Source organism: Streptomyces sp. ADI95-16 (genome assembly GCF_003721495.1).
GTDB lineage: Bacteria > Actinomycetota > Actinomycetes > Streptomycetales > Streptomycetaceae > Streptomyces > Streptomyces goshikiensis.
Window position 1 is genome coordinate 4817479 of sequence record NZ_CP033581.1, and the last position, 26119, is coordinate 4843597.

28 protein-coding genes and 3 tRNA genes are annotated in these 26119 nt (G+C 72.7%); 25 read left to right on the plus strand and 6 right to left on the minus strand.

The window, feature by feature from the left end:
• Window positions 1-145 precede the first annotated feature (145 nt).
• The 13 genes from EES41_RS21445 (at window position 146) to EES41_RS41535 (ending at window position 11920) form a co-directional block, all read left to right on the plus strand.
• On the plus strand, window positions 146-586 hold the full coding sequence (locus EES41_RS21445) for an NADH-quinone oxidoreductase subunit A (protein WP_047960658.1): 441 nt from the start codon (window positions 146-148) through the stop codon (window positions 584-586).
• Window positions 577-1179: an NADH-quinone oxidoreductase subunit B gene (locus EES41_RS21450; protein ID WP_037798010.1), complete on the plus strand. Its 603-nt coding sequence runs from the start codon at window positions 577-579 to the stop codon at window positions 1177-1179. Before EES41_RS21445 ends, EES41_RS21450 begins: the two co-directional genes overlap by 10 nt.
• The gene (locus tag EES41_RS21455; protein ID WP_123079937.1) at window positions 1176-2327 is read left to right on the plus strand and encodes an NADH-quinone oxidoreductase subunit C; all 1152 of its coding nucleotides are present in this window, start codon (window positions 1176-1178) and stop codon (window positions 2325-2327) included. The genes EES41_RS21450 and EES41_RS21455 overlap by 4 nt, the downstream gene beginning before the upstream one ends.
• Complete coding sequence (locus EES41_RS21460; RefSeq protein ID WP_073794625.1) at window positions 2324-3292, plus strand: complex I subunit 1 family protein; 969 nt, start codon at window positions 2324-2326, stop codon at window positions 3290-3292. Before EES41_RS21455 ends, EES41_RS21460 begins: the two co-directional genes overlap by 4 nt.
• A complete protein-coding gene (locus EES41_RS21465) occupies window positions 3292-3984 on the plus strand; it encodes an NADH-quinone oxidoreductase subunit I (RefSeq protein ID WP_123079938.1) in 693 nt (230 codons plus the stop codon). The genes EES41_RS21460 and EES41_RS21465 overlap by 1 nt, the downstream gene beginning before the upstream one ends.
• Window positions 3984-4610: an NADH-quinone oxidoreductase subunit J gene (locus tag EES41_RS21470; RefSeq protein ID WP_123079939.1), complete on the plus strand. Its 627-nt coding sequence runs from the start codon at window positions 3984-3986 to the stop codon at window positions 4608-4610. The genes EES41_RS21465 and EES41_RS21470 overlap by 1 nt, the downstream gene beginning before the upstream one ends.
• Window positions 4610-4960 carry an NADH-quinone oxidoreductase subunit NuoK gene (nuoK, locus tag EES41_RS21475; protein WP_037798018.1) on the plus strand — a complete coding sequence of 117 codons (351 nt, stop codon included), beginning with the start codon at window positions 4610-4612 and terminating at the stop codon, window positions 4958-4960. The genes EES41_RS21470 and nuoK overlap by 1 nt, the downstream gene beginning before the upstream one ends.
• Window positions 4957-7017 carry an NADH-quinone oxidoreductase subunit L gene (locus EES41_RS21480; protein ID WP_123079940.1) on the plus strand — a complete coding sequence of 687 codons (2061 nt, stop codon included), beginning with the start codon at window positions 4957-4959 and terminating at the stop codon, window positions 7015-7017. The genes nuoK and EES41_RS21480 overlap by 4 nt, the downstream gene beginning before the upstream one ends.
• 38 nt (window positions 7018-7055) lie before the next feature.
• Complete coding sequence (locus tag EES41_RS21485) at window positions 7056-8615, plus strand: NuoM family protein (protein ID WP_123079941.1); 1560 nt, start codon at window positions 7056-7058, stop codon at window positions 8613-8615.
• On the plus strand, window positions 8612-10177 hold the full coding sequence (locus EES41_RS21490) for an NADH-quinone oxidoreductase subunit N (protein ID WP_123079942.1): 1566 nt from the start codon (window positions 8612-8614) through the stop codon (window positions 10175-10177). Before EES41_RS21485 ends, EES41_RS21490 begins: the two co-directional genes overlap by 4 nt.
• 283 nt (window positions 10178-10460) lie before the next feature.
• Window positions 10461-11324: a zinc metalloprotease HtpX gene (htpX, locus tag EES41_RS21495; RefSeq protein WP_037798025.1), complete on the plus strand. Its 864-nt coding sequence runs from the start codon at window positions 10461-10463 to the stop codon at window positions 11322-11324.
• Complete coding sequence (locus EES41_RS21500) at window positions 11321-11713, plus strand: YccF domain-containing protein (protein ID WP_037798026.1); 393 nt, start codon at window positions 11321-11323, stop codon at window positions 11711-11713. The genes htpX and EES41_RS21500 overlap by 4 nt, the downstream gene beginning before the upstream one ends.
• Window positions 11714-11767: 54 nt before the next feature.
• Window positions 11768-11920, plus strand: coding sequence for a hypothetical protein (locus EES41_RS41535; protein WP_164495902.1), 153 nt, complete (start codon window positions 11768-11770; stop codon window positions 11918-11920).
• A 343-nt stretch (window positions 11921-12263) separates the two neighbouring features.
• Here EES41_RS41535 and EES41_RS21510 read toward each other — a convergent pair whose 3' ends face one another.
• Window positions 12264-13694 carry a SulP family inorganic anion transporter gene (locus EES41_RS21510; RefSeq protein WP_123079943.1) on the minus strand — a complete coding sequence of 477 codons (1431 nt, stop codon included), beginning with the start codon at window positions 13692-13694 and terminating at the stop codon, window positions 12264-12266.
• A gap of 137 nt (window positions 13695-13831) precedes the next feature.
• Window positions 13832-14320, minus strand: coding sequence for a YajQ family cyclic di-GMP-binding protein (locus tag EES41_RS21515; protein WP_037798029.1), 489 nt, complete (start codon window positions 14318-14320; stop codon window positions 13832-13834).
• A gap of 199 nt (window positions 14321-14519) precedes the next feature.
• On the opposite strand from EES41_RS21515, the gene EES41_RS21520 reads away from it, so the two are divergent.
• Both EES41_RS21520 and EES41_RS21525 read left to right on the plus strand, forming a co-directional pair.
• A tRNA-Tyr gene (locus EES41_RS21520) sits at window positions 14520-14601 on the plus strand.
• Window positions 14602-14748: 147 nt separating this feature from the next.
• Window positions 14749-15177: a hypothetical protein gene (locus EES41_RS21525; RefSeq protein WP_123079944.1), complete on the plus strand. Its 429-nt coding sequence runs from the start codon at window positions 14749-14751 to the stop codon at window positions 15175-15177.
• Window positions 15178-15203: 26 nt separating this feature from the next.
• On the opposite strand, the gene EES41_RS21530 is transcribed toward EES41_RS21525, so the two are convergent.
• The gene (locus EES41_RS21530; protein ID WP_123079945.1) at window positions 15204-15701 is read right to left on the minus strand and encodes a hypothetical protein; all 498 of its coding nucleotides are present in this window, start codon (window positions 15699-15701) and stop codon (window positions 15204-15206) included.
• Window positions 15702-15806: 105 nt separating this feature from the next.
• Between EES41_RS21530 and EES41_RS41540 the strand changes: the two genes are divergently transcribed.
• A complete protein-coding gene (locus EES41_RS41540) occupies window positions 15807-15959 on the plus strand; it encodes a hypothetical protein (protein ID WP_164495903.1) in 153 nt (50 codons plus the stop codon).
• Window positions 15960-16016: 57 nt separating this feature from the next.
• On the opposite strand, the gene EES41_RS21535 is transcribed toward EES41_RS41540, so the two are convergent.
• Complete coding sequence (locus EES41_RS21535) at window positions 16017-16673, minus strand: SDR family oxidoreductase (RefSeq protein ID WP_123079946.1); 657 nt, start codon at window positions 16671-16673, stop codon at window positions 16017-16019.
• Window positions 16674-16727: 54 nt separating this feature from the next.
• A complete protein-coding gene (locus EES41_RS21540) occupies window positions 16728-18014 on the minus strand; it encodes an amidohydrolase family protein (protein ID WP_174261717.1) in 1287 nt (428 codons plus the stop codon).
• A 402-nt stretch (window positions 18015-18416) separates the two neighbouring features.
• Between EES41_RS21540 and EES41_RS21545 the strand changes: the two genes are divergently transcribed.
• The 9 genes from EES41_RS21545 to EES41_RS21585 all read left to right on the plus strand — a co-directional run bounded on the left by EES41_RS21545 (window position 18417) and on the right by EES41_RS21585 (window position 24953).
• A tRNA-Thr gene (locus EES41_RS21545) sits at window positions 18417-18489 on the plus strand.
• Between the two features lie 48 nt (window positions 18490-18537).
• Window positions 18538-18610: transfer RNA gene (locus EES41_RS21550), tRNA-Met, on the plus strand.
• A gap of 89 nt (window positions 18611-18699) precedes the next feature.
• Window positions 18700-18864 (plus strand): 50S ribosomal protein L33, encoded by a 165-nt coding sequence (rpmG, locus tag EES41_RS21555; protein ID WP_007265873.1) that lies wholly within the window; start codon window positions 18700-18702, stop codon window positions 18862-18864.
• Window positions 18865-18997: 133 nt separating this feature from the next.
• Complete coding sequence (locus tag EES41_RS21560) at window positions 18998-19450, plus strand: MaoC family dehydratase N-terminal domain-containing protein (protein WP_073794641.1); 453 nt, start codon at window positions 18998-19000, stop codon at window positions 19448-19450.
• A gap of 1 nt (window position 19451) precedes the next feature.
• The gene (locus EES41_RS21565) at window positions 19452-19880 is read left to right on the plus strand and encodes a MaoC family dehydratase (protein WP_037798039.1); all 429 of its coding nucleotides are present in this window, start codon (window positions 19452-19454) and stop codon (window positions 19878-19880) included.
• Between the two features lie 1303 nt (window positions 19881-21183).
• Entirely contained in the window at window positions 21184-21768 is a 585-nt protein-coding gene (locus EES41_RS21570; RefSeq protein WP_123079947.1) for a TetR/AcrR family transcriptional regulator, read from the plus strand.
• Between the two features lie 199 nt (window positions 21769-21967).
• Entirely contained in the window at window positions 21968-23377 is a 1410-nt protein-coding gene (locus EES41_RS21575) for an MFS transporter (protein WP_123082619.1), read from the plus strand.
• A gap of 80 nt (window positions 23378-23457) precedes the next feature.
• Window positions 23458-24519: a UDP-N-acetylmuramate dehydrogenase gene (locus EES41_RS21580; protein WP_302186165.1), complete on the plus strand. Its 1062-nt coding sequence runs from the start codon at window positions 23458-23460 to the stop codon at window positions 24517-24519.
• A gap of 17 nt (window positions 24520-24536) precedes the next feature.
• Entirely contained in the window at window positions 24537-24953 is a 417-nt protein-coding gene (locus EES41_RS21585) for a hypothetical protein (RefSeq protein ID WP_123079948.1), read from the plus strand.
• 3 nt (window positions 24954-24956) lie between these two features.
• Here EES41_RS21585 and EES41_RS21590 read toward each other — a convergent pair whose 3' ends face one another.
• A complete protein-coding gene (locus EES41_RS21590) occupies window positions 24957-25976 on the minus strand; it encodes an adenosine deaminase (RefSeq protein WP_123079949.1) in 1020 nt (339 codons plus the stop codon).
• Between the last annotated feature and the right edge of the window lie 143 nt (window positions 25977-26119).

Here is a 26119-nt window from a genome sequence, read left to right on the forward strand (position 1 = left end):
CGGCACAGCCTGCCAAGCGCGGGCCGCCGGTGCCATGGGGTGGCCGGGTGCTGTGAACGGGGGATAACCCCACCCCGTGAGAGGCAGGCCCTAGACTCCCGTCCGTACCAGATCATGCGACAGCGCAGCATCAACAGCATCAACGATGTCGACAGTGGCCGAGGAGCGAGGAACGGACGTGCCAAACCCGACGGTATCGACCGGGGCCGTGCTCGCGGCGGACTACTTCCGGAGTTATTCGGTCGTCGGCCTGCTCGCCGTCCTCGGTGTGCTCTTCGTCGCCGTGGCCTTCGGTGCCGGCCGCCTGCTGCGGCCCGTCGTCCCGACGCCCGAGAAGCTGCTGACGTACGAATGCGGAGTGGACCCGGTCGGCGAGGGCTGGGCACACACCCAGGTCCGCTACTACGTCTACGCGTTCCTCTACGTCATCTTCGCCGTCGACTCGATCTTCCTCTTCCCGTGGGCGACGGTGTTCGCCGCCGCCGGTTACGGCGCCACGACGCTCGTGGAGATGTTCATCTTCCTGGGCTTCCTGGCCGTCGGCCTGCTCTACGCGTACAAGAAGGGCGTCCTCGAATGGACGTGACACCGGTGGGGACACCGGCCGAGCCCCAGCTGCTTCCCGAGCCCAAGCGCCTGGGAGTCCTCTCCCGGCTGGCCCCGGAACCCATGAAGGTGGTCCTGAACTGGGGCCGCCGGTACAGCCTGTGGGTCTTCAACTTCGGCCTCGCCTGCTGCGCGATCGAGTTCATCGCCGCGTCGATGGCCCGCCACGACTTCATCCGCCTCGGGGTGATCCCGTTCGCGCCCGGCCCGCGCCAGGCCGACCTGATGATCGTCTCGGGCACCGTCACCGACAAGATGGCCCCGGCCGTCAAGCGGCTGTACGAGCAGATGCCGGAGCCGAAGTACGTCATCTCCTTCGGCGCCTGCTCCAACTGCGGCGGCCCGTACTGGGACTCGTACTCGGTGACGAAGGGCGTCGACCAGATCATCCCCGTCGACGTCTACGTCCCCGGCTGCCCGCCCCGCCCGGAGGCCCTCCTCCAGGGCATCCTCAAGCTCCAGGAGAAGATCGCCCGGGAGTCCCTCGCGGAGCGCTACGCCACGGATCCGTCGGTCGCCCAGCTCACCAGCGGCCTGGTCAGCGCGCCGCCCGCACCGGGAGCCGGCGCATGAACCTGTACGACACCCTTCCCGACGCGGCGGCCACGGTCTTCGGCGCGGAGGCCGTCGGCTCGTCCGCGTACGACGTCCTGACCGTGGACGTGCCCGTCGGCTCCTGGATCCCCTCCCTCGAAATCGCCCGCGACAAGCTGGGCTGCACCTACTTCGACTGGCTGAGCGCGGTCGACGAGCCGGGCACCGGCTTCCGGATCTGCGCGCACGTGGTCTCCCTCGAAGACCACCGCGTACGGCGTCTCCTGCTGCGCACGACGGTCCCGCACTCGGCGCCCTCGCTGCCGTCCGCCATCGCGGTGTACGCGGGCGCGGAATGGCACGAGCGCGAGACGTTCGAGATGTTCGGCGTGACCTTCACCGACCACCCGCACCTGGTCCCGCTCCTCCTCCCGGAGAACTTCGAGGGCCACCCGCTGCGCAAGGACTTCGTCCTGGCGGCGCGCGTCGCGAAGGCCTGGCCGGGTGCGAAGGAGCCGGGCGAGACCCACGACCCGGACGCCCCGAAGCGCCGCCAGATGCTCCCGCCGGGCGTCCCGGACCCCAACGACTGGGGCCCCCTCAAGGGACAGCTCCCCCCGGCCCCCACCCGCCCCACCCGCACCCCCCGCCGCGACGGCGCAACCCCCCCGCCCCGCCGCACCCGCGCGGCAACGACCGACCCCGCCGCCCCGGCGGCCGCCCCGGACCCCACCGCCCCGGCGGAGGCCCCGGCCCGCCCGCCGCGCCGCACCCGCTCGGTCACCGACGGCTCCGCCAGCCAGGCGACGGCGCCCGAGCCGCCCCCCGGCGAAGCCGAACCTCCGGCTCGCCCGCCGCGTCGTACCCGCTCGGTCACCGACGGCTCGGCCAGCCAGGCGACGGCGCCCGAGCCGCCCCCCGGCGAAGCCGAGCCCCCGGCCCGGCCGCCGCGTCGCAGCCGCTCCGCGGCCGACGGCTCCGCCAGCCAGGCGGCGGCCGGGGCAGGCCCGGACGCCGAGGGGGGTCCCGCTCAACCCGGCGGAGCCGACCGGCGTCGGACCGCGCCCCGGAGCGCGGACGCGCCCTGGCACCACGCGAAGCCCGCCTTCGAGGAGCCGGCGGCAGAGCCGAAGGCCACGCCCGACACCGACACCGACACCGACACCGAAAACGGAGGCGACGCGTGAACGACGTCCTCGACGTCGCCCTGCGACTGATCGTCGTCTTCGCCGTGTTCCTCGTGCTTCCGCTCGTGGTCGGGCAGACGGAGCACAAGGTCATGGCCCACATGCAGGGCCGTCTCGGCCCCATGTACGCCGGCGGCTTCCACGGCTGGGCCCAGCTCGTCGCCGACGGAGTCAAGTTCGCGCAGAAGGAAGACATCGTCCCGGCGGGCGCCGACCGGCGGATCTTCCAGCTCGCGCCCGCCGTCGCCCTGCTCCCGTACCTGCTCGTCCTCGTCGCCGTCCCCATCGGCCCCGGCGAAGGCGCCGTCGGGCAGGTCATCGACGCCGGGCTGTTCTTCGTACTCGCCGTCATGGGCGTCGGAGTCCTCGGCTCCCTCATGGCCGGCTGGGCCTCGGCCAACAAGTTCTCCCTCCTCGGAGGCCTCCGCACCGCCGCACAGCTGCTCGCCTACGAGCTCCCCATGCTGCTCGCGGCCGCCTCGGTCGCCATGGCCGCCGGGACCGTGTCCCTCCCCGGCATCGTCGAGGCCTTCGAGTGGTGGTGGCTGCCCTGGCAGATCGTCGGCGGGCTCGTCTTCTTCACCGCCGGCCTCGCCGAACTCCAGCGGCCCCCCTTCGACATGCCCGTCGCCGACTCCGAGATCATCTTCGGCGCGTACACCGAGTACACCGGACTCCGCTTCGCGCTGTTCCTGCTCGCCGAGTACGCCGGCATCGTCGTCCTGTGCGCCCTCACCACCGTCCTCTTCCTCGGCGGCTGGCACGGCCCCTTCGGCGCCGACGGCCTCGGCTGGGTCTGGACCCTGCTCAAGACCGCGATCCTCGCCTTCGTCGTGATCTGGCTCCGCGTGAGCTACCCGCGGCTGCGCGAGGACCAGCTCCAGAAGCTCGCCTGGACCACGCTCATCCCGCTCGCGCTCGCCCAGATCGCGCTCACCGGCATCGTGAAGGTGGCGATCCAGTAATGCCCATCCCCGGATCCGGCCTCGCCAAGGGCCTGGCCGTCACGCTGCGCACGATGACGAAGCGCTCGCACACCGCCCAGTACCCCGAGGTGCAGCCCGAACTCCCGCCGCGCTCGCGCGGGGTGATCGGCCTGTTCGAGGAGAACTGCACGGTCTGCATGCTCTGCGCGCGCGAGTGCCCCGACTGGTGCATCTACATCGACTCCCACAAGGAGACCGTCCCGGCCGCCGCCCCCGGCGGCCGCGAGCGCAGCCGGAACGTCCTCGACCGGTTCGCCATCGACTTCTCCCTCTGCATGTACTGCGGCATCTGCATCGAGGTGTGCCCCTTCGACGCCCTCTTCTGGTCGCCGGAGTTCGAGTACGCGGAGACCGACATCCACGAACTCACCCACGAGCGCGACAAGCTGCGCGAGTGGATGTGGACCGTGCCGGCCCCGCCCGCGCTGGACCCGGCCGCCGAGGAGCCGAAGGAGATCGCCGCCGCCCGCAAGGCCGTCGAGAAGGCCGAAGCCGCCGCGGCGGCCCAGGCCGCAGCCGCGGCCGCCCCGGCCACCGAAGCGGACCCGGGCACCGGCCCGGGCACCGGCCCGGCCACCGGTCCGGCCACCGAAGCGGACCCGGGCACCGGTCCGGGCGCGCCCGGGCCCGGCAGCGGTACCCCCGACACCCCGGCCGGAGGCCCCGCCTGATGCTCACCGCCCACCTCGCGGCCGCCGCCCAGGGCCCCGGGTTCCTCTCCCCGACCGGCGTCGAGATCGCGTTCGTCCTCGTCGGCCTCGCCACCCTCGGCGCGGCCGTCATCACCGTCAACACCAAGCAGCTCGTGCACGCCGCCCTGTGGCTCGTCGTCGCGCTCGGCGGCATCGCCGTCGAGTACCTGCTGCTGACGGCCGAGTTCATCGCCTGGGTGCAGGTCCTGATCTACCTCGGTTCCGTGGTCGTCCTCCTCCTCTTCGGGCTGATGCTCACCAAGGCCCCCATCGGCCGCTCCCCGGACGCCGACTCGAACAACCGCTGGGTCGCGCTCGGCGTCGCCTCGGTCGCGGCCGCCGCGCTCGTCTGGGTCGTCGTCGACGCCTTCCGCACCACCTGGATCGACCTCGACGGCCCCGCCCAGGGCTCCACCAAGGTCTCCGGCGAGATCCTCTTCCAGCACTGGGTGCTGCCCTTCGAGGCGCTCTCCGTCCTCCTCCTCGCGGCCCTGATCGGCGCCATCGTGCTGTCCCGCAAGGACGACGCGCCCACCGCCGACGAGGCCGCCCCGGCCGGCCAGGCCGCCACCGCCGCCCCCGACGAAAGCAAGGGGCAGCGCTGATGCACCTCGCCTACCCCGCCGTGCTCGCGGCGCTGCTCTTCTGCACGGGCCTGTACGGAGTACTGGCCCGCCGCAACGCCATCCTGGTCCTGATGTCCGTCGAGCTGATGCTCAACGCCGTCAACCTCAACCTGGTGGCCTTCGACGTCTGGCTGCGCGACACCCTGCACGCCGGCCAGGCCCTCACCCTCTTCACCATCGCCATCGCCGCCGCCGAGATCGGCATCGGCCTCGCGATCGTGCTGATGGTGTACCGCAACCGGGGCACCTCGGACGTCGACCGGCTCCGCGACACCGCCGAGGGCCACGAACCCGACCAGAACGCAGCCCGGCCGGAGGTCGCCGCGTGAGCACCACGACCCTCGCCGTCCTCGTCCCCCTCCTCCCCTTCCTGGGCGCGCTGGCGGGACTCCTCCTGGGCCGCACCGCACCCGGGTTCGTCCGCCCCCTCGCGGTACTGCCGACGCTGGCCGCCGCCGTACTGGCCGTGGTCGTCGCCGTCCGCCAGGGCGGCGGCAAGCCCATCAGCGCGGCGACCGAGCTGACCCCGACCGGCTCCGTGCCGATCGACCTGTCGCTGTACCTGGACGGCTTCGCCGTGCTGGTCGCCGTCCTGGTCGGTGTCGTCGCCACCTGCGTACAGGTCTACTCGACGGCGTACCTCCGCGAGGACCCGCGCTACCCGTCGTACGCCGCTCTGGTCTCACTGTTCACCTCCGCCATGCTGCTCGTCGTCTACTCCGGCGACCTGATGGTGCTGCTGGTCGGCTGGGAGATCATGGGCATCTGCTCGTACTTCCTGGTCGGCCACTACTGGGAGACCGAGGCGGCCCGCTCCGCCTCCCTGAAGGCGTTCCTCGTCACCAAGCTCGGCGACGTCCCCTTCCTGTTCGGCCTGTTCGCGCTCGCCATCGACGCCGGCTCCTTCCAGATCACCAAGATCCTCGGCACCGTCGCCGCCGGCGGACTCGACCACCCGACGCTGATCGCCCTGCTCCTGCTCGCCGGCGTCGCGGGCAAGTCCGCGCAGTTCCCGCTGCACACCTGGCTCCCGGACGCCATGGCGGGCCCCACTCCGGTCTCCGCCCTGATCCACGCCGCGACGATGGTCGCCGCCGGTGTCTACTTCGTCGCCCGCCTCCTCCCCGTCTTCGCCGCCTCCCAGGCAGCGCTGGTGGTCATGGCCGTCATGGCGGCCGTCACGATGATCGGCTCGGGCCTGGCCGCCCTGGCCCAGGACGACATCAAGCGCGTGCTCGCCTACTCCACGATCGGCCAGCTCGGCTACATGACCGGGGCCCTGGCCGTCGGCGACCGCGAGGCCGCCGTCTTCCACCTCCTGTCCCACGGCGCCTTCAAGGCGCTCCTGTTCCTCGGCGCGGGCGTGATCATCCACGCCGCCGGTACGAACTCCCTGGCCGCCATGTCCCGCATGGACGGCCTGGCCAAGCGCATCCCCGACGCCTTCTGGACGATGACGATCGCGCTGCTCGCGCTCGCCGCGATCCCGCCGTTCGCCGGCTTCTTCTCCAAGGAAGCCGTCCTCGTCGCCGCCGAGCAGACCGCGACCGGCCACTCCGACCTCGCCCCCGCCACGGCCGGCTGGGTCGTCCTCGTCGCCGGCGTGCTGACCGCCCTGCTCACCGCCGCCTACGCCGCCCGGCTGTGGCTGATGGCCTTCCGCGGCCACGGCGCCACCGCCCCCGACCACGGCAAGGAGCCCCTCGCCATGACCGGCGTGCTGTGGCTGCTCGCCGTCCCGTCGATCGCGTTCGGCCTCGCCTTCGGCCCCCTCACCGACTGGCTCGACGGCAGCGGGCTCACCCCGACACTCGCCACCTCGCTCCTCGGCACCGGCGCCGCCGTCATCGGCGCACTGCTCACCTACGGCCTCTGGCAGCGCGCCACCGCGAAGGCCGCCGCGGCTCCCGCCGCGATCGGCGCCGCGGCCGCGGCGGCCGCCGGAGCCGCCACCGAGCAGCCGGCCGCCATGGCCGCCTCCACCTCCGCCGCCACCGCCGCCGCGGTATCCGCCGCCGAGACCCCCGAGGTGGACGAGGTGACCCACGACCACCCCGCCGTCCCGGCCGGACCCGCCCCCGACCCCGGGCGCGCGCTCCTCGGCCCCCTGTACCGCCACGCGGCCGCCGGTTTCCACCTCGACGCCGTCTACGACCGGCTGTTCGTCCGCCCCGTCCAGGCCTCGGCCGGCCTCGTCCGCTTCCTCGACCGCGAGGTCGTCGACACGTACGTCCGCGGCGCCGGCCTCGGCCCCCGGCTGCTCGGCGCCCTCGTCCGCCGCGCCCAGACCGGCAACGTACAGACCTACCTGAGCGCCCTGCTCGCCGGAGCCGTGGTCCTGGCGATCGCCACCGCCGTCCTCGCCAACGTCAACGCCGGATCGTGAGCCGTGAGTCAGCCGTGATTGATATCAGCCCGTCCGTGATGCAGTTCCTTCTGGCGTTCATCCTGGCCGCACCGCTCATCGGCGCCGCCGCGGCCCTCCTGCCGGCCCCGCCCGGACTGAGGGGCAAGAGTCCCGAACAGGCCGTGCTGCGCCACGGTGTGACCGTGACCGGCGTGATCCTCGCCGCGGCGATCGCCCTCACCCTGGGCTTCGACCACGACGCCCCGGCCCGCTTCCAGGCGACGACGGACATCAGCTGGATCCAGGCGCTGAACGTCCGGATCCACCTCGGCATCGACGGCATCTCGCTCCCCCTCCTCCTGATGACCGCGCTGCTGTTCTTCCTCTGCGCGCTCTACAGCTACTACAAGCTCCCCGAAGGCCCCTCCCCGAAGGCCTTCATCGCGCTGCTCCTCGTCCTCGAAGCCGGCACCCTCGCGACCTTCGCCGTCCTCGACCTGCTGCTGTTCTTCCTCGCCTTCGAGATGGTCCTCATCCCGATGTACTTCCTCATCGCCCGCTGGGGCGGTGCTCAGCGGCAGGCCGCCGCCTGGAAGTTCATCCTCTTCACGCTCCTCGGCTCCGTGGTCATGCTGCTCGGTCTGCTGCTGATCGGACTGAACAGCGGCACTTTCGACATGGTGGCACTCGCCTCTGACAACGGCCGCGAACTGACCCACACCACCCAGCTCCTGGCCGTCCTGGCCATCGGCATCGGCCTCGCCGTCAAGACCCCGATGTGGCCCCTGCACAGCTGGCTCCCCGACGCCCACACCGCCGCCCCCACCGTCGGCTCCGTCCTCCTCGCGGGCGTCCTGCTGAAGATGGGCACGTACGGGTTCGTGCGCATCCTGCTCCCCATCACCCCCGGCGGAATGCAGACCTTCGCCCCCTACCTGGGCGCCTTCGCCGCCATCGGCATCGTCTACGGATCCCTCGCCTGCCTCGCCCTCGCGCGCAAGGGCAACAAGGGCGACCTCAAGCGCCTCATCGCGTACTCCTCCGTCGGCCACATGGGCTTCGTACTCCTCGGCATCGCGACCATGACCCCCACCGGCGTCAACGGCGCGCTCTTCGCCAACATCGCCCACGGCCTGATCACCGGCCTCCTCTTCTTCCTGGTCGGCGCCCTCAAGGACCGCTACGGCACCGCCGACCTCGACACCCTCGCCGGGGCCACCGGCGCGGCCCTCTACGGCCGCGCCCCCCGCCTCGGCGCGTTCCTCGCCTTCGCCGCCGTCGCCTCCCTCGGCCTGCCCGGACTCGCCGGCTTCTGGGGCGAGATGCTCGCCCTGTTCGGCGCGTTCGACCCGGCCGAGGGCCTGTCCCGGCCCGCGTTCCTCACGTACATGGCCATCGGCGGTCTCGGCACCCTGCTCACCGCCGGCTACCTGCTGATCGTCGTACGGCGCGTCTGCATGGGCGACCCGAAGGCCAAGAGCGCCGCCCCCGCGGCCCTCCCGGACATCCAGCACTACGAGTTCGCCGCCTGGACCCCGCTCGTCGCCCTCACCGTCCTCGCCGGCCTGTGGCCCGCCGTCCTCCTCGGCCTCACCGATCCGGCCGTCCAGAAGCTCCTCGCCGGAGGCAACTCATGACGGTCCTGTCCGCCCTTCCCGCCCTCGCCGCGGGCCCCGCCCAGACCCCCGGCCTGGTCCAGTCCGTCGACTGGCTCGCCCTGGCGCCCGTGGTGATCACCGCCGCCGTCGGCCTCGTCGTACTCGTCGCCGACCTCTTCGTGGGGGAGAAGCGCAAGCCGCTGCTCGGCTGGATCTCCGTGGCCGGCCTGGCCGCCGCCACCCTCACCCTGCTGCCGCTGCGCGCCGGGGACCGCACCACCTTCTGCCTGACCGGCGACCCCGACGCGTGCAGTTACACCGCCGACCACTTCACGCTGGTCATCCAGTTCCTGGTGCTGGCCGGCGCGCTCGTCACCGCCCTGCTGTCGGTGACCGCCGTCCGCGACGCGCGGATGCCGGCCGGCGAGTACTGGTTCCTGCTGCTCTCCTCGGCGGCCGGCGCGGCCCTGCTGCCCGCCTCGCGCGACCTCGCCACCCTGATCGTCGCCCTCGAAGTCGCCTCGCTGCCCGCCTTCGCCCTCGTCGGCATGCGCCGCGGCGACCGGCTCTCCTCCGAGGCCGCCCTCAAGTTCTTCCTGTCCTCCGTCACCGCCACCGCCGTGTCGCTGATGGGCGTCAGCTTCGTCTACGCAGCCACCGGCTCCCTGCACCTCACCCAGGTCGCCGACCGCCTCGAAGACGTCCCCGGACAGCTCGACACCCTCGCCATGGCGGGCGTCGCGCTCACCCTCGTCGGCTTCGCCTTCAAGACCGCGGCCGTCCCCTTCCACTTCTGGGTCCCGGACACCTACGTCGGCGCGCCCCTGCCCATCGCCGGCTACCTGTCCGTGGTCGGCAAGGCCGTCGGCTTCACCGGCCTCATCCTCGTCACGGTGATCGCCTTCCCGGCGTACTCCGACATCTGGGGCCCGGCCCTCGCCGTCCTCGCCGCGCTCACCATGACGCTCGGCAACGCCGCCGCGCTGCGCCAGTCCGCGGACCGCGTGAACGGCGCCGTCCGGCTGCTCGCCTGGTCATCGGTCGGCCAGGCCGGCTACCTGCTGGTCCCGATCGCGGCCGCCGCGTACTCCGACCGCGACCAGATCGGCTCCACCGTCGCCTACGCGCTGATGTACGCCGCCGTGAACCTCGGCGCCTTCGCCGTGGCCGCGCTGGTCGCCCGTACGAAGCCGCTCCAGCGCCTCGCCGACTACCGGGGCCTGTACGCGCGGCGCCCGCTCGCCGCCCTCTCGCTGGCCTTCTTCCTGCTCTGCCTGGCCGGACTGCCGCCGGGCATCATCGGGCTCTTCGCCAAGGTCACCGTCTTCCAGTCCGCCGTCGACGCGGGCCTGGGCTGGCTGGCCGTGGTCATGGCGATCAACGTCGTGATCGCCCTGTACTACTACCTGCGCTGGACGGCGCTGCTCTTCCGCACCCCGGAGGAGGGCGGGGCCGCCCCGGACCCGGCCGCCGCCGCCCGTACGAGGGCTCCGCTGCCGGTCACGGCCGCGATCGTGCTCACCATCGTCACCGCGCTGGTGCTCTCGGGCGCCCCGCAGCTGGTGCTGCGCTTCGCCTCGGGCAGCTTCTTCCCGCAGTAGGCCGCGGCCCGGCCCGTACGCGGCCGTACGAGGCTCCGTACGCGGTCATACGCGGTCATACGCGGTCCTATGGCTCCCGTACGCGGTCGGGCCGGGGGCCTCACCCGTACGGCCCAACCCGCGCCACCGCCCCCGCCGCCCCCGCTCCGGCGGCGGCGCCGCCGGCCTGCCCTGGGAACCTGCCGCGCTCACCTCGCGTTGTCCATGAAGGGAGGGTCCACTGGACCGTAGACCCTCAAATCCATGACGGGGCTCCCCTGCCGCACCATTTGGAGGGCGTACCGTGCACCGCCGGCACAACGGGCTGAAGACCGCCGTACTCCTCGGCGGGCTGTCCGCACTCATCATCGTCATCGGGAGCTTCTTCGGACGGACCGGCCTCATCGTGGCCGTTCTGATCGCCCTCGGGACCAACGCCTACGCGTACTGGAACAGCGACAAGCTGGCTCTACGCGCGATGCGCGCCCGTCCCGTCAGCGAGTTCGAGGCCCCCGCTCTCTACCGCATGGTGCGCGAACTCTCCACGTCCGCGCGCCAGCCCATGCCCCGGCTCTACATCTCGCCGACCGAGGCCCCCAACGCCTTCGCCACCGGCCGCAACCCGCGCAACGCCGCGGTCTGCTGCACCGAGGGGATCCTGCGCATCCTCGACGAACGCGAGCTGCGCGGGGTCATCGGGCACGAGCTGAGCCACGTCTACAACCGGGACATCCTCATCTCGTCCGTCGCCGGAGCGCTCGCCTCCGTGATCATGTTCCTGGTGAACTTCGCCTGGCTGATCCCGGTCGGCCGCTCCAGCGACGACGAGGGCCCGGGCCTCCTGGGCATGCTCCTGATCATGATCCTGGGGCCCATCGCGGCGTCCGTGATCCAGCTCGCGATCAGCCGCTCGCGCGAGTACGAGGCCGACGCGTCCGGCGCCCAGCTCACGGGCGACCCGCTCGCCCTGGCCAGCGCCCTGCGGAAGCTGGACGCGGGCACCAAGCAGCTCCCGCTGCCGCCGGAGCCCCGTCTGGAGACCGCGAGCCACATGATGATCGCGAACCCGTTCCGGCCGGGCGAGGGCCTCTCCCGGATGTTCGCGACCCACCCCCCGATGGCCGAGCGGATCGCCCGGCTCGAACAGATGGCAGGACACCGGCAGTGAAGACAATCCTGAACGTCATTTGGCTCGTACTCAGCGGAGTCTGGCTGTTCCTGGCGTACTGCCTGGCGGGCGTGCTCCTCTGCATCACCATCATCGGCATCCCCTTCGGGATCGCCGCCTTCCGCATCGCCGTGTACGCGCTCTGGCCGTTCGGCTACACCACGGTCGAGCGCCACGACGCGGGCGCCGCGTCCTGCGTCGGCAACGTCCTGTGGCTGGTCCTGGCCGGCTGGTGGCTCGCCCTGAGCCACATCGTCACCGGCATCGCCCTCTGCGTCACGATCATCGGCATCCCGTTCGGCATCGCCAACTTCAAGATGGTCCCGCTGTCCCTGCTCCCGCTGGGCCGCGAAATCGTCCCCACGGACGCCCCGTTCGCCGCCCGCTGACCGGGAGAGGCGCAGGTCAAGGCGATTGTCAGTGGCGTCGGTCACACTGAACGCATGACCGAGACCGAGCAGTTGCCGAAGCAAGCCGCCCGCCGCGTGCGTAACTCCGCGCGCCACCAGGCGAACCGGCCGCCGGGACCACCCGGCGCCGGTGCGCCGACGGCGGCCGAAGACATATCCGGCCGGGCGTCCGCGCCCCGCGCGTGACCCTCGCCCGCACCCCGCAGGTCACCGCGCCCGCCACCGCCGAGGCGGCCGACAGCGCGCAGGCCGTCACCACACGGCCGGACAGCCCGACCGCTGCCACGGCCCGCTCCTTGACAGCTGAACCGAGAGCCCACGCGGAGACGTTCGCGATCGCGCATCAGGCCCGCGCCGGGCCATGAGCGCCGCCGGGGCGGACGCGGCGAAGACGCCCGCCGCCACCATCGCGCCCGGCCCGACGAAGACGACGGCGTCGCCGACGCCCAGCGTGCGTTCCGATGCGTCGTCCACGGGCGGAGGGCGGCCGGGCCGGAGGGGTTGCCGGGACCGGGTGCGCCCGGCGCGGTCAGGCGACGCCCTCGCGGCCGGGCAGCGGGGCCGCCCGCTTGCGCTCCCACCCGTCGAGCGCGGTCAGGCAGGCATGGTCGAGGTGGCGCAGCCCGCTCAGGTCGAGCCGTACCGACGGCGCGGGCGGCAGCGCGTCCAGGGCGTCGAGCAGCTTCGGCAGCCGCAGGAAGCTGGCGTTCCCCAGGATCCGGACGCACAGCTCATCGCCCTCCCACACCTCCTCGACGTGTACGTGGGAGGTCTCCCAGGCGGCCTTGGCGACCGCCAGCCCCAGGCCGACGAGCACCCCCTCGAAGAGATTGGTGGCCACGATCGCGGCGGCCGTCGCCACCAGCACCACCGCCTCGCCCCGGTGCGTGCGCCACAGCGCGGCCACCGCCCGGGCCGGCAGCAGCTTCCAGCCGGCGTGCAGCAGCACCCCGGCGAGCGCGGCGAGCGGCACCACCTCCAGCGCCTGGGGGAGTGCCACGGCGAACAGCAGCAGCCAGCCGCCGTGCATGATCCGGGCCGCCCGAGTGCGCGCCCCGGCCTCCACGTTGGCGGCGCTGCGCACGATGACGGCGGTCATCGGCAGCGCCCCGAGCAGCCCGCATACGGTGTTGCCGAAGCCTTGGGCGACGAGTTCCCGGTCGTAGTCGGTGCGGTCCCCGTCGTGCATCCGGTCCACGGCGGCCGCGCTGAACAGCGTCTCGGCGGAAGCGATCAGCGCGAGCGCGACCACGGTCCCGGCGACCCCGACGGAGGCCAGCACCCCGAAGTCCCCCCAGGCAGGCGGGGACACCGCGTCCAGGACCCCCGTGACCCGCACCTTCGCCACCGACAGTTCCAGCAGCGCGGCCGCGGCGGTCGCGGCCGCCACCCCGACCAGCGCGCCCGGTACGAGCCGCAGCCGGGCCGGCAGCCGCCGCCACACCACCAGGACGGCCACGGTCCCGGCGCCCAGCGCCACCGCGGCCCAGTCGGCCCGCCCGCCGAGCTCGGCCATGCCGCCGAGCTTCCCCAGGGTGTCCCCGGGCGCCGGGACACCGCCCAGCGCGTACAACTGCCCCGCGATCAGGACGAGCCCGATCCCGGCCAGCATCCCGTGCACGACGGCGACGGAGATCGCCCGGAACCACCGCCCGAGCCCGAGCGCCCCCATGCCCAGCTGGAGTACTCCGGCGGCCAGCACCAGCATCCCGAGCGCGGCCAGGCCGTACGCCGACACCGCCTCGTAGACGAGTACGGTCAGCCCCGCCGCCGGGCCGCTGACCTGCAGCGAGCTGCCCCGGAACCAGCCGGTGACCAGCCCGCCGACCACCCCGGTGACGATCCCCAGCTCGGCCGGCACCCCGGAGGCGACGGCGACCCCCACACAGAGCGGGAGCGCCACCAGCGCGACGACCACGGACGCCCCGAAGTCTTCGCGGAAACTGCCGGCCCCAGGCATGCGAGAACCCCCTGCCACACGGTGATGGATGCCACCCAGCGTGCTGGGCGCATCCGCCCACGCCTAGTGACCACAGGGGGTCCACAAAGGGGCGTGCGCCGCGCACGCCCCGCACACGCCCTTCCGAGCGCCTACCTTTAGCGGTAGTTCACGAACTGGATCGCGAAGTCCAGGTCCTTGCCCTTGAGGAGCTGCTGGATGGCCTGGAGGTCGTCACGGCTCTTGGAGCTGACGCGCAGCTCCTCGCCCTGGACCTGGGCCTTGACGCCCTTGGGGCCCTCGTCACGGATGATCTTCGCGACCTTCTTGGCGTTCTCCTGGGAGATGCCCTCCTCGATGGTGGCGAAGATCTTGTACTCCTTGCCGGACAGCTGCGGCTCACCGGCGTCGAGCGCCTTCAGCGAGATCCCGCGCTTGACCAGCTTGGTCTCGAAGACGTCGAGAACGGCCTTCACGCGCTCCTCGGAGTTCGCCTCCATCAGGATCTTCTCGCCGGACCAGGCGATCGACGCGCCGGTGCCCTTGAAGTCGTAGCGCTGCGAGAGTTCCTTGGCGGCCTGGTTGAGGGCGTTGTCGACCTCCTGCCGCTCGACCTTCGAGACGATGTCGAAACTGGAGTCGGCCATGTGCTGTGGCTCCTTGAAGTCGGCTGTGATGTGCCCCGTGGGGCGCGGCCGGACATCCCCGGCCCGCTCGGCAAAGCCTAGCCACCACGCCCGCCGGGAGCGCTGATCAATCAGGTGGCGGAGCACCCCCGCACATCAGGTATCGTTTACGTCGTTGCCACGGAGCGCCGCCGAAAGGCGGAAAGACGGCAGCGATCTTGGCGGTGTGCCCGAGTGGCCAAAGGGAGCAGACTGTAAATCTGCCGGCTCAGCCTACCCAGGTTCGAACCCTGGCGCCGCCACGCGAGTGAGACCCCCGTTACTGCGGAAACGCAGTGGCGGGGGTCTTCTCGTACACGCCCTCCCCACCGCCGCGGCGCCCGAAAACCCGTGGGCCCGGGCGGGGTCCGTGCGGCATGCTGGGCGCGTGATCAGCATCCGAAAGGCCCGTGCCGCGTAAGGCACCCTCGCAGGTCAGACTGGACCTGCCGCGCGCACCCTCCCGCAGGGACAGTCGCGCCGTCATCCCCGGCATCTCCGGCAAGGCCCTCGCCGAGATCGCCCGCCTCGAACGCCACCGCTACGCGCCCGGCGCCGCCTGGCACGCGCTGAGCCACTGGCGTGGAATCGTCCACGGCCGCGGCACCTGGGTGATGTACCCGAGGTTCTTCAGCGACCACCCGTGCTGCGACCCCCCGTGGGGCGGTGAGCACCGCCAGATACTGGAGGAGTTCCTCGCCGCGCTGCCGCGCCGGGCCCGGCGCGAGCTCCACGCCGTACTCGCGCCGCTCGACGCCCGGTTCCTCGCGCGCACGCTCAGCGATCCGTACGCGGCGCCCGGCGATCCGTGGTGGCGCCGGCGGCTGGAGAGCCCGTGAGCCCCCGCCCCCGTGGGCCGCCTCGGCTACTCCACCGTCAGGTGGTACGTCGTATCGACCCAGAACCCGTCCGCCGCCGCGGCCTTGATCTCCAGGACGAACTGCCCCGCCGGCAACGGGCCGAGCCCGCACCACAGCCCCCACGCCCGGCGCGGCACCCCCAGCACCGCGAACCGCTTCGAGGAGAACTCGCTCAGCTCCAGCGGCGAGCCGTTCAGGTACGCCTCGGCCCGCTTCACCTCCAGCCGCCGCGGCCCGCCCGCGAACGGCACCGCCACCGCCTGGGTGTTGAGGACCGGGAAGAACACCGGCACGCCCGAGGGGATCGGGCACCGCCTCACCACCCGCCCCCCGTACGTGCCCGCGAGGAACCACACGTCCTGCGGCTGCCGCCAGTCGGCGTACCTCCCCGTGGTGTCACTGACCGGGCTCCGGTCCTCCGGGGCCGACAGCGCCCACTGCCACCACCGGGCCGCCAGCCGGCCGCCCTCCGCCTCGCCGATGCGTCCGTCCCCGCCGCCCATGCCCCACCCCGGCACCTCGTACGACCACCCCCTGCGGTCGAATTCCGTGTGACCCTATCGGGCGCCCCGGCCGCACCGATGCGGGCGTCCGGTCGTTCTCCCGGCGTGAAACGGACTTCGGACACGGGTGGCAAAGTCGGCGGCGGGGTACTCCTCGCCCTGCTCGGCGCCGGGATCCCGGCCCTGGTGGGAGCGGCCCTGGACAGCCGTGTGGGGGAGCCCTACCAGGAGACCCGGCTCTACAGCGCCGAGTTCTGACCGGCGGACGGGCTGAGCGGCGGACGGGCTGAGCGGCTGAGCGGCGGCCGGCGCCGGTCAGTTGCCCGCCACGTCCTTCACGGCCACCTCGACCGGCGTCGAACCGGAGACCAGCTCCAGCGTCAGACCGGCCGTCGCCGGGGTCTCGATCAGCTCCGCCAGCACCGCCGCCACGTCGTCGCGCGGGACCGACCCGCGCCCCGTCCGCACCTCCAGCCGGACCAGGCCCCTGCCCGCGTCGTCGACCAGCGCGCCCGGGCGCAGCACCGTCCACTCCAGCCCCAGCCGGGTGCGGACGTGGTCGTCGGCCTCGCCCTTGGCCCGCAGATAGGCGTCGAACACCTCGTCGCCGTCGTGCCAGGCGTCCGCCCCCATCGAAGAGACCATCAGGAACCGCCGCACCCGCGCCCGTTCGGCGGCGTCGGAGAACAGCACCGCCGCGGCCCGGTCCACGGTGTCCTTGCGCTCCACCCCACTGCCCGGGCCGGCGCCGGCCGCGAACACCGCCACGTCCGCGCCTTGCAGGATCCCCGCCACGTGCTCCACCGAAGCCGACTCCAGGTCGCAGAGCACCGGCTCGGCGCCCGCCTCCCTGAGGTCGTCGCCCTGTGCCGGATCGCGGATGATGCCCGCGACCTCGTACCCGCGTGCGGAGAGCAGCCGCTCCAGCCGCAGCGCGATCTGACCGTGTCCACCCGCGATGACGATGCGCATGCCCCGACCGTACGACGAGCCGGGCGCCCACGCCCGCGAACGGCGGGCGGACGCTCAGGGCCCGGGCTCCATCCGGCCCTGCCGGGGCAGGTCCAGGGCCACCGCGACGGCGGAGTCGCAGTACTCCCGCACGGCACTCGTACGGGCTACCACCCGCCCCCGGTGGATCACGATCCGGCTGTACGCCAGGGACAGCACGCCCGCGATCCGGTCCCCGCGCACGGCGAGCAGCTCCGCCGGGAAGCCGGCCTCCACCCGTACCTCCGGCAGCCCCATCGCCTCGCGGGCGGCGGCGCTGACCGACGCGTACGCCTCGGCGGGGCGCAGCCCGCCCTGGGAGGCCAGCAGGTACGCGGCCTCCAGCGGGTCCCCGCGGCCGACCGGGTTCCCGGCGTCCCGCAGCGCCCCGCTCCCGGCCGCGACCCGGACCCCGGCGGCGCGCAGCAGCCGTACGGGCGCGGTGCGCAGGCCCCGGCGCTCCAGGGCCGCGCAGTCCCCCTGGGGCAGGCAGGTCACCCGTACCCCGGCGGCGGCCAGCTGGTCGGCCGCCCGGTGCGCCGCCTCCAGCGGGAGCCGGGACAGGCCGCCGCAGGGGCCGATGGTGACCCCGGGGCGCAGCCCGCCGGACATCGCCGCGAGCCGGGCCAGGCGGGCGGGATCGTCACCGTCCGTGTGCAGGTCCACGGGGCAGCCGTGCTCGGCGGCGAGTTCCAGGACGGCTTCGAGGAAGCCCGTCGGGTCGGGGTCCAGGTCCGGGCAGCCGCCGATCACGGCGGCGCCCATCTTCACGGCGTCGCGCAGCCGGGCGAGCCCGTCGGCCCCGGCCACGCCGGTGAGGAGGCGGGGCACGGCGACGGCGGTGAGGTCGGTGAGGCCGCGCAGCGAACGGCGGGCCTGGAGCACGGCCTCCATGGGGCCGAGGCCGTGCACGTCGCCGATCCGGACGTGGGACCGCAGGGCCGTCGCACCGTGGCCGAGCTGGAGCAGGGCCGCCTCGGTGGCGCGGCGCTGGACCTCGTCGGGCGTGTAGGAGACCGGGCCCTCGCCGTCGGCGGTCAGCGCGGTGTCCCCGTGGGCGTGCGGCTCGGCGGGGGCGGGGAGCAGCAGGTAGCCGCCGAGGTCCACGCGGGAGAGGGCGGGGGCGGGGAGGCTGCCCGCGGTGCCGACGGCCTGGATCCGGCCGCCGCCGAGCCGGACGTCGACGGTGCGGCCGTCGGTGAGGCGGGCCCCGGCGAGCAGCAGGCCGGTGGACTCGGCGGCGGCCGCGTTCCCGCCGCAGCCCTCGCCGCCGCGGCCGCTGCGCGGGGAGTGGGACGGCTGCTGCGGCTGGCTGTCGGACATCGCGCTCCTGCGGTGGCTCGGGCGGTTCCTGGGCGGGGTTGTGGCCCGTGGCCCGCGGCCCAAGATCACGCAGCGTGGTCAGAGCCTAGGGGGCCGGGGTGCCCGCTTCGCGGAGGAGCGCAATAGTCGTACCGGTGTGGTGCACGTCCTGGCGCTCGGGCGGAGGCGCCGGGTCGGAGAGGTGGGGCGAAGGGGTGGGGCGAGCGCGGCGCGTGGCGCTTGGGGCGGATGCGGAACCGGTGACGGGGAGGGCCGGTGGTGAGCCCGGTCACAAAAGGGGCCGAAATCGGCTCGGGAGGCCTCTCGTCCTTGATCGGAAATGCCGACCGGACCCCCTCGGAGCCCGGTCCTCCCAAAGGATTTGGGCGATGGGCGCGCAACCGTGTAATGTCTTCCTCGCTCGCCCCAATAGCTCAGTCGGTAGAGCGTCTCCATGGTAAGGAGAAGGTCTGCGGTTCGATTCCGCATTGGGGCTCTGGTGAGAGAGGTTCCCTACCCTCGGGTGGGGGGCTGATCACATCAAAGCGGCGTAGCTCAGTCGGTAGAGCAAGCGGCTCATAATCGCTGTGTCACCGGTTCAAGTCCGGTCGCCGCTACACACAGTAGCCGATTGCGGGGTCGGTCTCCCGGTCGGCTACTCTTGTATGCGTTCATCCGTCCCAATTGTCCGTCAAGGAGCACTCACGTGGCTGCCACCGACGTCCGCCCGAAGATCACGCTGGCCTGCGTGGAGTGCAAGGAGCGGAACTACATCACCAAGAAGAACCGGCGTAACAACCCGGACCGCATGGAGATGAAGAAGCACTGCCCGCGCTGCAACTCGCACACCGCGCACCGCGAGACCCGCTGACCCCAGCGAAGTCTCAAATACAGGCACCGTCATGAGGTCGTCCCCTTCATTGGGGGCGGCCTTGTGTCGTTTCCGCAGCCGTCTTTGTTGTTCCGGTTGTTTTCGAGTCCCTTCAATCAGGAGGTAGTGAGCCATGGCGCTCGACCAGTCCTTCGTGGGGCGGAGCTACCCGCCCACCGATCCGTACGAGGTCGGCAGGGAGAAGATCCGTGAATTCGCGGTAGCGGTGGGTGACGCCAATCCCGTCTACACCGACCCCGATGCGGCCAAGGCGTTCGGGCACATGGACGTGATCGCCCCCCCGACCTTTGTGTTTGCCATCACATTCACGGCGGCGAGCCAGGTCATCGAGGACCCGCAACTGGGTCTGGACTACAGCCGGGTCGTGCACGGGGACCAGAAGTTCGCGTACACCCGCCCGGTGCGCGCCGGCGACCGTCTCTCGGTGACCTCCACGATCGAGGCCGTGAAGTCGATGGCGGGCAACGACATCATCGACATCCGCGGCGAGGTCCACGACGAGACCGGCGAGCACGTGGTGACGGCGTGGACGAAGCTCGTGTCCCGCGCCCCCGAGGAGGCCTGAGATGACCGCGCAGATCCAGTACGCCGACGTCGAGGTCGGCACCGAACTGCCGTCGGGGTCCTTCCCCGTGACGCGCGCCACGCTCGTGCGGTACGCGGGGGCCTCGGGCGACTTCAACCCGATCCACTGGAACGAGAAGTTCGCCAAGGAGGTCGGACTGCCGGACGTGATCGCGCACGGCATGTTCACGATGGCCGAGGCGATCCGCGTCGTCACCGACTGGGTCGGCGACCCGGGTGCGGTGGTCGAGTACGGCGTCCGGTTCACCAAGCCGGTCGTGGTCCCCAACGACGAGCGGGGCGCGGTGATCGAGGTCTCGGCGAAGGTGGCCGTGAAGCTGGACGACAACCGCGTCCGCGTGGACCTGACGGCGATGAGCGCGGACCAGAAGGTCCTGGGCATGTCCCGCGCGGTCGTCCAGCTGGGCTGAGGCCGGGCCCGTGCCCGGGGTGGTGCTGGATAGGCGCCCGACCGGTGTCGGAACGGAGCCCGGGGCGACTCCGGGTGGCTCGTTGCACTGAGGTCCCGGGACCGGGGTGGGCTGGGCCGGGGCCGGCCCGGTGCGGTGCGGGCTGGGCCGGGGCCGGGCTGGCTCGGGGCGGCCCGCCGTCCGGCCCGGCCCGGCCGGGTTGTGGGGCCGGTCCGGCCTTGGTGGCGGTGCGTGGGCGGCCTTCAGGTGTGTGGTGGGCTGAGGTACAAGCGTGACCTGCAAGAAGAGGGCCGCCCGGGGCTGGCGTCGGCCGTTACCCGCCGGTTCGATCTCCCGGGCGATCAGACGCCCCTGCCGCCGTCCGGTTGAACCCGAGGGTCCGCGCGCGGGCCGGAGCGCTTCCTGGCCGTACCGGTCGGTGGTCCTTTGGTTGTACCGGTCGGTGGTCCCTCTGGGAGGGACCACCTCTGGGCTCTGGTGGGCCGGCCTGATCCCGGCGTCCCTCCGCGCATCATCGGATCGACCGTGCACCCGGAGATCGCCTCTGGGCCCTGGTGGGTCGGCCTGGTCCCGGCGGTCCCTCCGCCCACCGTCGCCATCACCATCCCCATCGGGTCGTCCGCGCACCGGGGACCGTTCGGGCGCCAGCGGGCCGTCCGGGAGTCAGCGGATCGTCCTGGAGTCAGGGGACCGTTCGGGCCCTGGCGGGTCGTGCGGGCGTTGGGGACCGTCCGGGCCCCGGCGGATCGTCCGGGCATTGGGAGACCGTCCGGGCCCCGGCGGATCGTCCGGGCATCGGGAGACCGTCCGGGCCCCGGCGGATCGTCCGGGCGTCAGGGGACTCTCCGGGCCCCGGCGGATCGTCCGGGCGCAGGGGGATCCTCGGCGCACCGGGGGCGTGTTTGGGCACCAGGGGTTTGTCTGGGCGGCCACCACGCACGAGTCGGCGGGTGACGGCCGGCCTCAGCCCCCGGCGGGCCTCTTCTTGCAGGTCACGCTTGTACCTCAGCCCACCACCGGCCCGGCGGCGGCCGATGAAACTCATGCGCACCCCCACCCCGGTTCCCTCGACCCCGCTCTTGCTTCCCCATCCCGCTCCCACCCCCAACCTCGCTCGCCCCTCCCAACCCTGGCCCCACCCCAACCCCACCCCAACCCCGCTCGCGCCTCCCAACCCCGCCCAACCCCGCTCGCGCCTCCCAACCCCGCCCAACCCCGCTCGCGCCTCCCAACCCCGCCCAACCCCGCTCCCACCCCCACCCCCCAGTTGACGAAGTTAGTGATTGAGCACTAACTTCGAATCATGGCAAGGATGAGCGCAGAAGAGCGGCGCGAGAGCGTCATTCGCGCGGCGATGCACGAGTTCGCCCGTCGCGGCTATTACGGGACCTCCACCGAGGCGATCGCCAAGCGCGTCGGGGTCTCGCAGCCGTATCTCTTCCGGCTCTTCCCGAACAAGCAGGCCATCTTCCTGGCCGCCACCACGCGCTGCATGGAGGACATCCGGCTCGTCTTCGAGGAGGCCGCCGAGGGCCGCACCGGCGACGAGGCGCTCGGCGCCATGGGGGACGCCTACATGAAGCTGATCACCGAGCACCCCGACAAGCTCCAGATGCAGCTCCAGGTCAACGTGACCGTCGCCGCCGCCGAGGCCGCCGGGGAGCTGGAGTTCGGCCGGCTGGTGCGGGCCGGCTGGGAGGGGCTGTGGGACACCGTCCGCATGCCCCTCGGGGGAGATGTGGAAGCGGCCACGAGCTTCATGGCGCACGGAATGCTCATCAACACCCTCTCCGCCCTCGGCTTCCCGCCCGAGCACCGGGTCTGGGCGGGCTGCTATCCCGCCGCCAAGCCCGTCCGTGCCAAGGGGGAAGAGGGGGCGCAGGAGTGAGGGCGGGGGCTCCGCGGCCCCGGCCGCGGCCCCGGTCGTCCGGCCGGCGCCGTCCGCCCGTTCGTATGGGCACGAAAGTTAGTCAGTAATCACTAACAAAGACTTCCAGGGGGAAATCGTGACCACGCACACCGCCACCGCCTCCGGCGCCGTCACCGACGGCGCCCGGCTCCGGGGGCCCGCCGTCTGGGCGCTTCTCATCACCGCCACCGCCGGATTCATGGCGGCCCTCGACAACCTCGTCGTCACCACCGCCCTCCCCGCCATCCGCGAGGACCTCGGCGGGAAGCTGGAGGACCTCGAATGGACGGTGAACGCCTACACCCTCACCTTCGCCGTCCTGCTCATGTTCGGCGCCGCCCTCGGTGACCGCTTCGGGCGCCGCAGGCTCTTCATCGCCGGCCTCGCCGTCTTCACCGGAGCCTCCGCCGCCGCCGCCCTCTCGCCCGGCATCGACGAACTGATCGCCGCCCGCGCCGTCCAGGGCGTCGGCGCCGCGATCATGATGCCGCTCACCCTCACCCTGCTCACCGCCGCCGTCCCGGCCGCCCGCCGCGGCATGGCCCTCGGCATCTACGGAGCCGTCACCGGCCTCGCCGTCGCCAGCGGCCCCCTCATCGGCGGCAGCCTCACCGAGCACATGTCCTGGCAGTGGATCTTCTGGCTCAACGTCCCCATCGGCCTCGCCCTGATCCCGCTCGCCCGCCTCCGCCTCGCCGAGTCCTCGGCCCCCCAGTCCCGCCTCGACATCCCGGGCACCCTGCTCATCAGCGGCGGCCTCTTCGGCATCGTCTACGGCCTGGTCAACGCCAACGCGCACGGCTGGACCAGCGCCCCCGTCCTCACCGGCCTGATCGGCGGCGCCGCGCTCGTCGGGTGGTTCATCCGTCACGGCTTCCGCAGCGCCAACCCCATGCTCCCCATGCGCCTCTTCCGCGACCGTGGCTTCTTCGGGATCAACTTCGCCAGCCTGCTGATGTTCGTCGGCATGTTCGGCTCGATCTTCCTGCTCAGCCAGTACTTCCAGGGCGTCTCCGGCTACTCGCCCGCCGAAGCCGGACTGCGCATGCTGCCCTGGACCGGCATGCCGATGATCGTCTCCCCGATCGCGGGCATCCTCGCCGACCGGATCGGCAGTCGACCCGTCATCTCCGCCGGTCTCGCCTTCCAGGCCACCGGGCTCGCCTGGTACGCCATGACCCTGTCCGCCGACATGTCGTACACCGCCCAGCTCCCCGCCCTGATCCTCAGCGGCATCGGCATGGGTCTGTACTTCGCCCCCGCCTCCTACGCCCTGATGGCCACCGTGGCCCCCGCCGACCAGGGCAAGGCCTCCGGCACCAACAGTGCCCTGCGCGAGGTCGGCGGCGCGCTCGGCATCGCCGTCCTCGCCTCCGTCTTCTCCGCCCAGGGCGGCTACGAGAGCCCGCAGGCCTTCACCGACGGCACCGTCCCCGCCCTGTGGATCGGCGCGGGAGCCGTCGCCGCCGCCTCCCTGTTCGCCCTGCTGCTCCCCTCCAAGGCGAAGGAACAGAGCCGGCGCCCGGCCGCCGCCGGGGCGGCAGCCCGCGAGGAGCTCGTCGTCCTCGACAAGGCGCCGGCCCACTGACCATCCGGCCCGAGCCGAGCGCGCCGGGCGAGTACGGTCCGTGGCCCCGCAGGGATGCGAGGGGCACGGACCGTACTCTTGTGCACGTGCAGGAACTCCACGACGCCCCCCTCGCCCCGCTGACCACCTTCCGCCTCGGTGGTCCCGCAGCCCGCCTGGTCACCGCGGTCACCGACGCCGACGTGATCGACGCCGTCCGCGCGGCCGACGACAGCGGGACCCCGCTCCTCGTCATCGGCGGCGGCAGCAACCTGGTCATCGGCGACCAGGGCTTCGACGGCACCGCCCTGCGCATCGCGACCACCGGCTTCACCCTGACGGGCACCACCCTGGAGCTCGCCGCCGGGGAGAACTGGAGCGCGGCCGTCGCCCGTACGGTCGAAGCGGGCCTCGCCGGCGTCGAATGCCTCGCCGGCATCCCCGGCTCCGCCGGCGCCACCCCGATCCAGAACGTCGGGGCGTACGGCCAGGAAGTCTGCGACACCATCACCGAGGTCGTCGCCTACGACCGCACCCGCCGCGAGACGGTCACGCTGACCGCCGCCGAGTGCGCGTTCTCGTACCGCAACAGCACCTTCAAGGACCAGCCCGACCGGTACGTCGTGCTCCGCGTCCGCTTCGCCCTGGAGGACGCCGGCGGGCTGTCCGCGCCGATCAAGTACCCCGAGACCGCCCGCGCGCTCGGCGTCGAGGCCGGCGACCGGGTGCCCGCCGCCACCGCCAGCGCCACCGTGCTGAGGCTGCGCGCCGGCAAGGGCATGGTGCTGGACCCCGCCGACCACGACACCTGGTCCGCCGGCTCCTTCTTCCACAACCCGGTCCTCGGCGACGAGGCGTACGCCGCCTTCCTCGCCCGCGTCCAGGACCGCCTCGGCCCCGACACCGCCCCGCCCGCCTACCCGGCCGGCGACGGGCGTACGAAGACCAGCGCGGCCTGGCTGATCGACAAGGCCGGATTCACCAAGGGCTACGGCGCCGGCCCCGCGCGCATCTCCACCAAGCACACCCTCGCCCTGACCAACCGCGGCCAGGCCACCACCGAGGACCTCCTCGCCCTGGCCCGCGAGGTCGTCGCGGGCGTCCACGCGGCCTTCGGCGTCACCCTGGTCAACGAGCCGGTGACGGTCGGCGTCAGCATCTGAAGGAGCCCGGGCGCGCCATGCAATGCCCCCTGCACGGTGCCGGAACGGACCCCACCCGCCTGGTGGGACGCACGATCAGCGGCATCGTCGCGTCGTGGCACGTCTACGAAGGCGAACGCTCCGAGGCACCGCTCGACGTCTGGCTGATCGACAGCGAGGGCGAGTCCACCCGGATCACCACCGGGTCCGACTGGTGCCTCATCGTGGAGTCCGCCACCCCGCACGAGCCGTACGACATGGGGGAGTGGGGCCGCATCGAGGTCGGCGAGGACCTCGGCTACCACCCCTTCCTGCGCCACCTCGGCCACACCGTGGCGACCGTCGCCGAGTTCGCGGCCCCGCAGACCGGGCGCACCCACCTGGAGATCGGCTTCGCCGACGGCGACCGCGTGCGCGCCGACTGCTGGGAGGGCGACCTGCGGCTCACCCGCTGACGGCTACGGGGCCAGCCAGTGGTCGATCCCGGCCAGCAGCTTCGCCTGTACGTCCTCGGGCGCGGCCGAACCGCGTACGGACTGCCGCGCCAGCTCGGCGAGCTCCGCGTCCGTGAAGGCGTGGTACCGGCGCGCGATCTCGTACTGCGCGGCCAGCCGGGACCCGAACAGCAACGGGTCGTCGGCGCCCAGCGCCATCGGCACCCCGGCCTCGAAGAGGGTCCGCAGCGGGACGTCCTCGGGCCGCTCGTACACACCGAGGGCGACGTTGGAGGCCGGGCACACCTCGCAGGTGATCTGCCGGTCGGCGAGCCGCTTGAGAAGGCGGGGATCCTCCGCGGCCCGCACGCCGTGCCCGATGCGGGCGGCGTGCAGGTCGTCGAGGCAGTCGCGGACGGAGGCGGGGCCGGTCAGCTCACCGCCGTGCGGGGCGGCGAGCAGGCCGCCCTCGCGGGCGATGGCGAAGGCCCGGTCGAAGTCACGGGCCATGCCGCGGCGCTCGTCGTTGGAGAGGCCGAAGCCGACGATGCCGCGGTCGGCGTAGCGGACGGCGAGGCGGGCCAGGGTACGGGCGTCCAGGGGGTGCTTCATCCGGTTCGCGGCGATCAGGACGCGCATCCCGAGCCCGGTCTCGCGGGAGGCGGCGTCGACGGCGTCCAGGATGATCTCGACGGCCGGGATCATGCCGCCGAGCAGCGGGGCGTAGGAGGTGGGATCCACCTGGATCTCCAGCCAGCCGCTGCCGTCCCGGACGTCCTCCTCCGCGGCCTCGCGCACCAGGCGCCGGATGTCGTCGGGCTCGCGCAGGCAGGAGCGGGCGGCGTCGTAGAGCCGCTGGAAGCGGAACCAGCCGCGCTCGTCGGTGGCGCGGAGCTTGGGCGGCTCGCCGGCGGTCAGCGCGTCGGGGAGGCGCACGCCGTACTTGTCGGCTAGCTCCAGCAGGGTCGATGGGCGCATCGACCCGGTGAAGTGCAGGTGGAGGTGGGCCTTCGGCAGAAGCGTGAGATCGCGTACGTGCTCCATCCGGTGATCCTGCCGCATATGTCACCCGATTGGCAGCGCATTACCTGAACGGGACATTGCCCGAACGCGAATCCGAGGGTCGCGGGAGCCCGCGGGAGCCGCGAACGCCGGAGCGGCGGCACCCCCGTGGGGTGCCGCCGCTC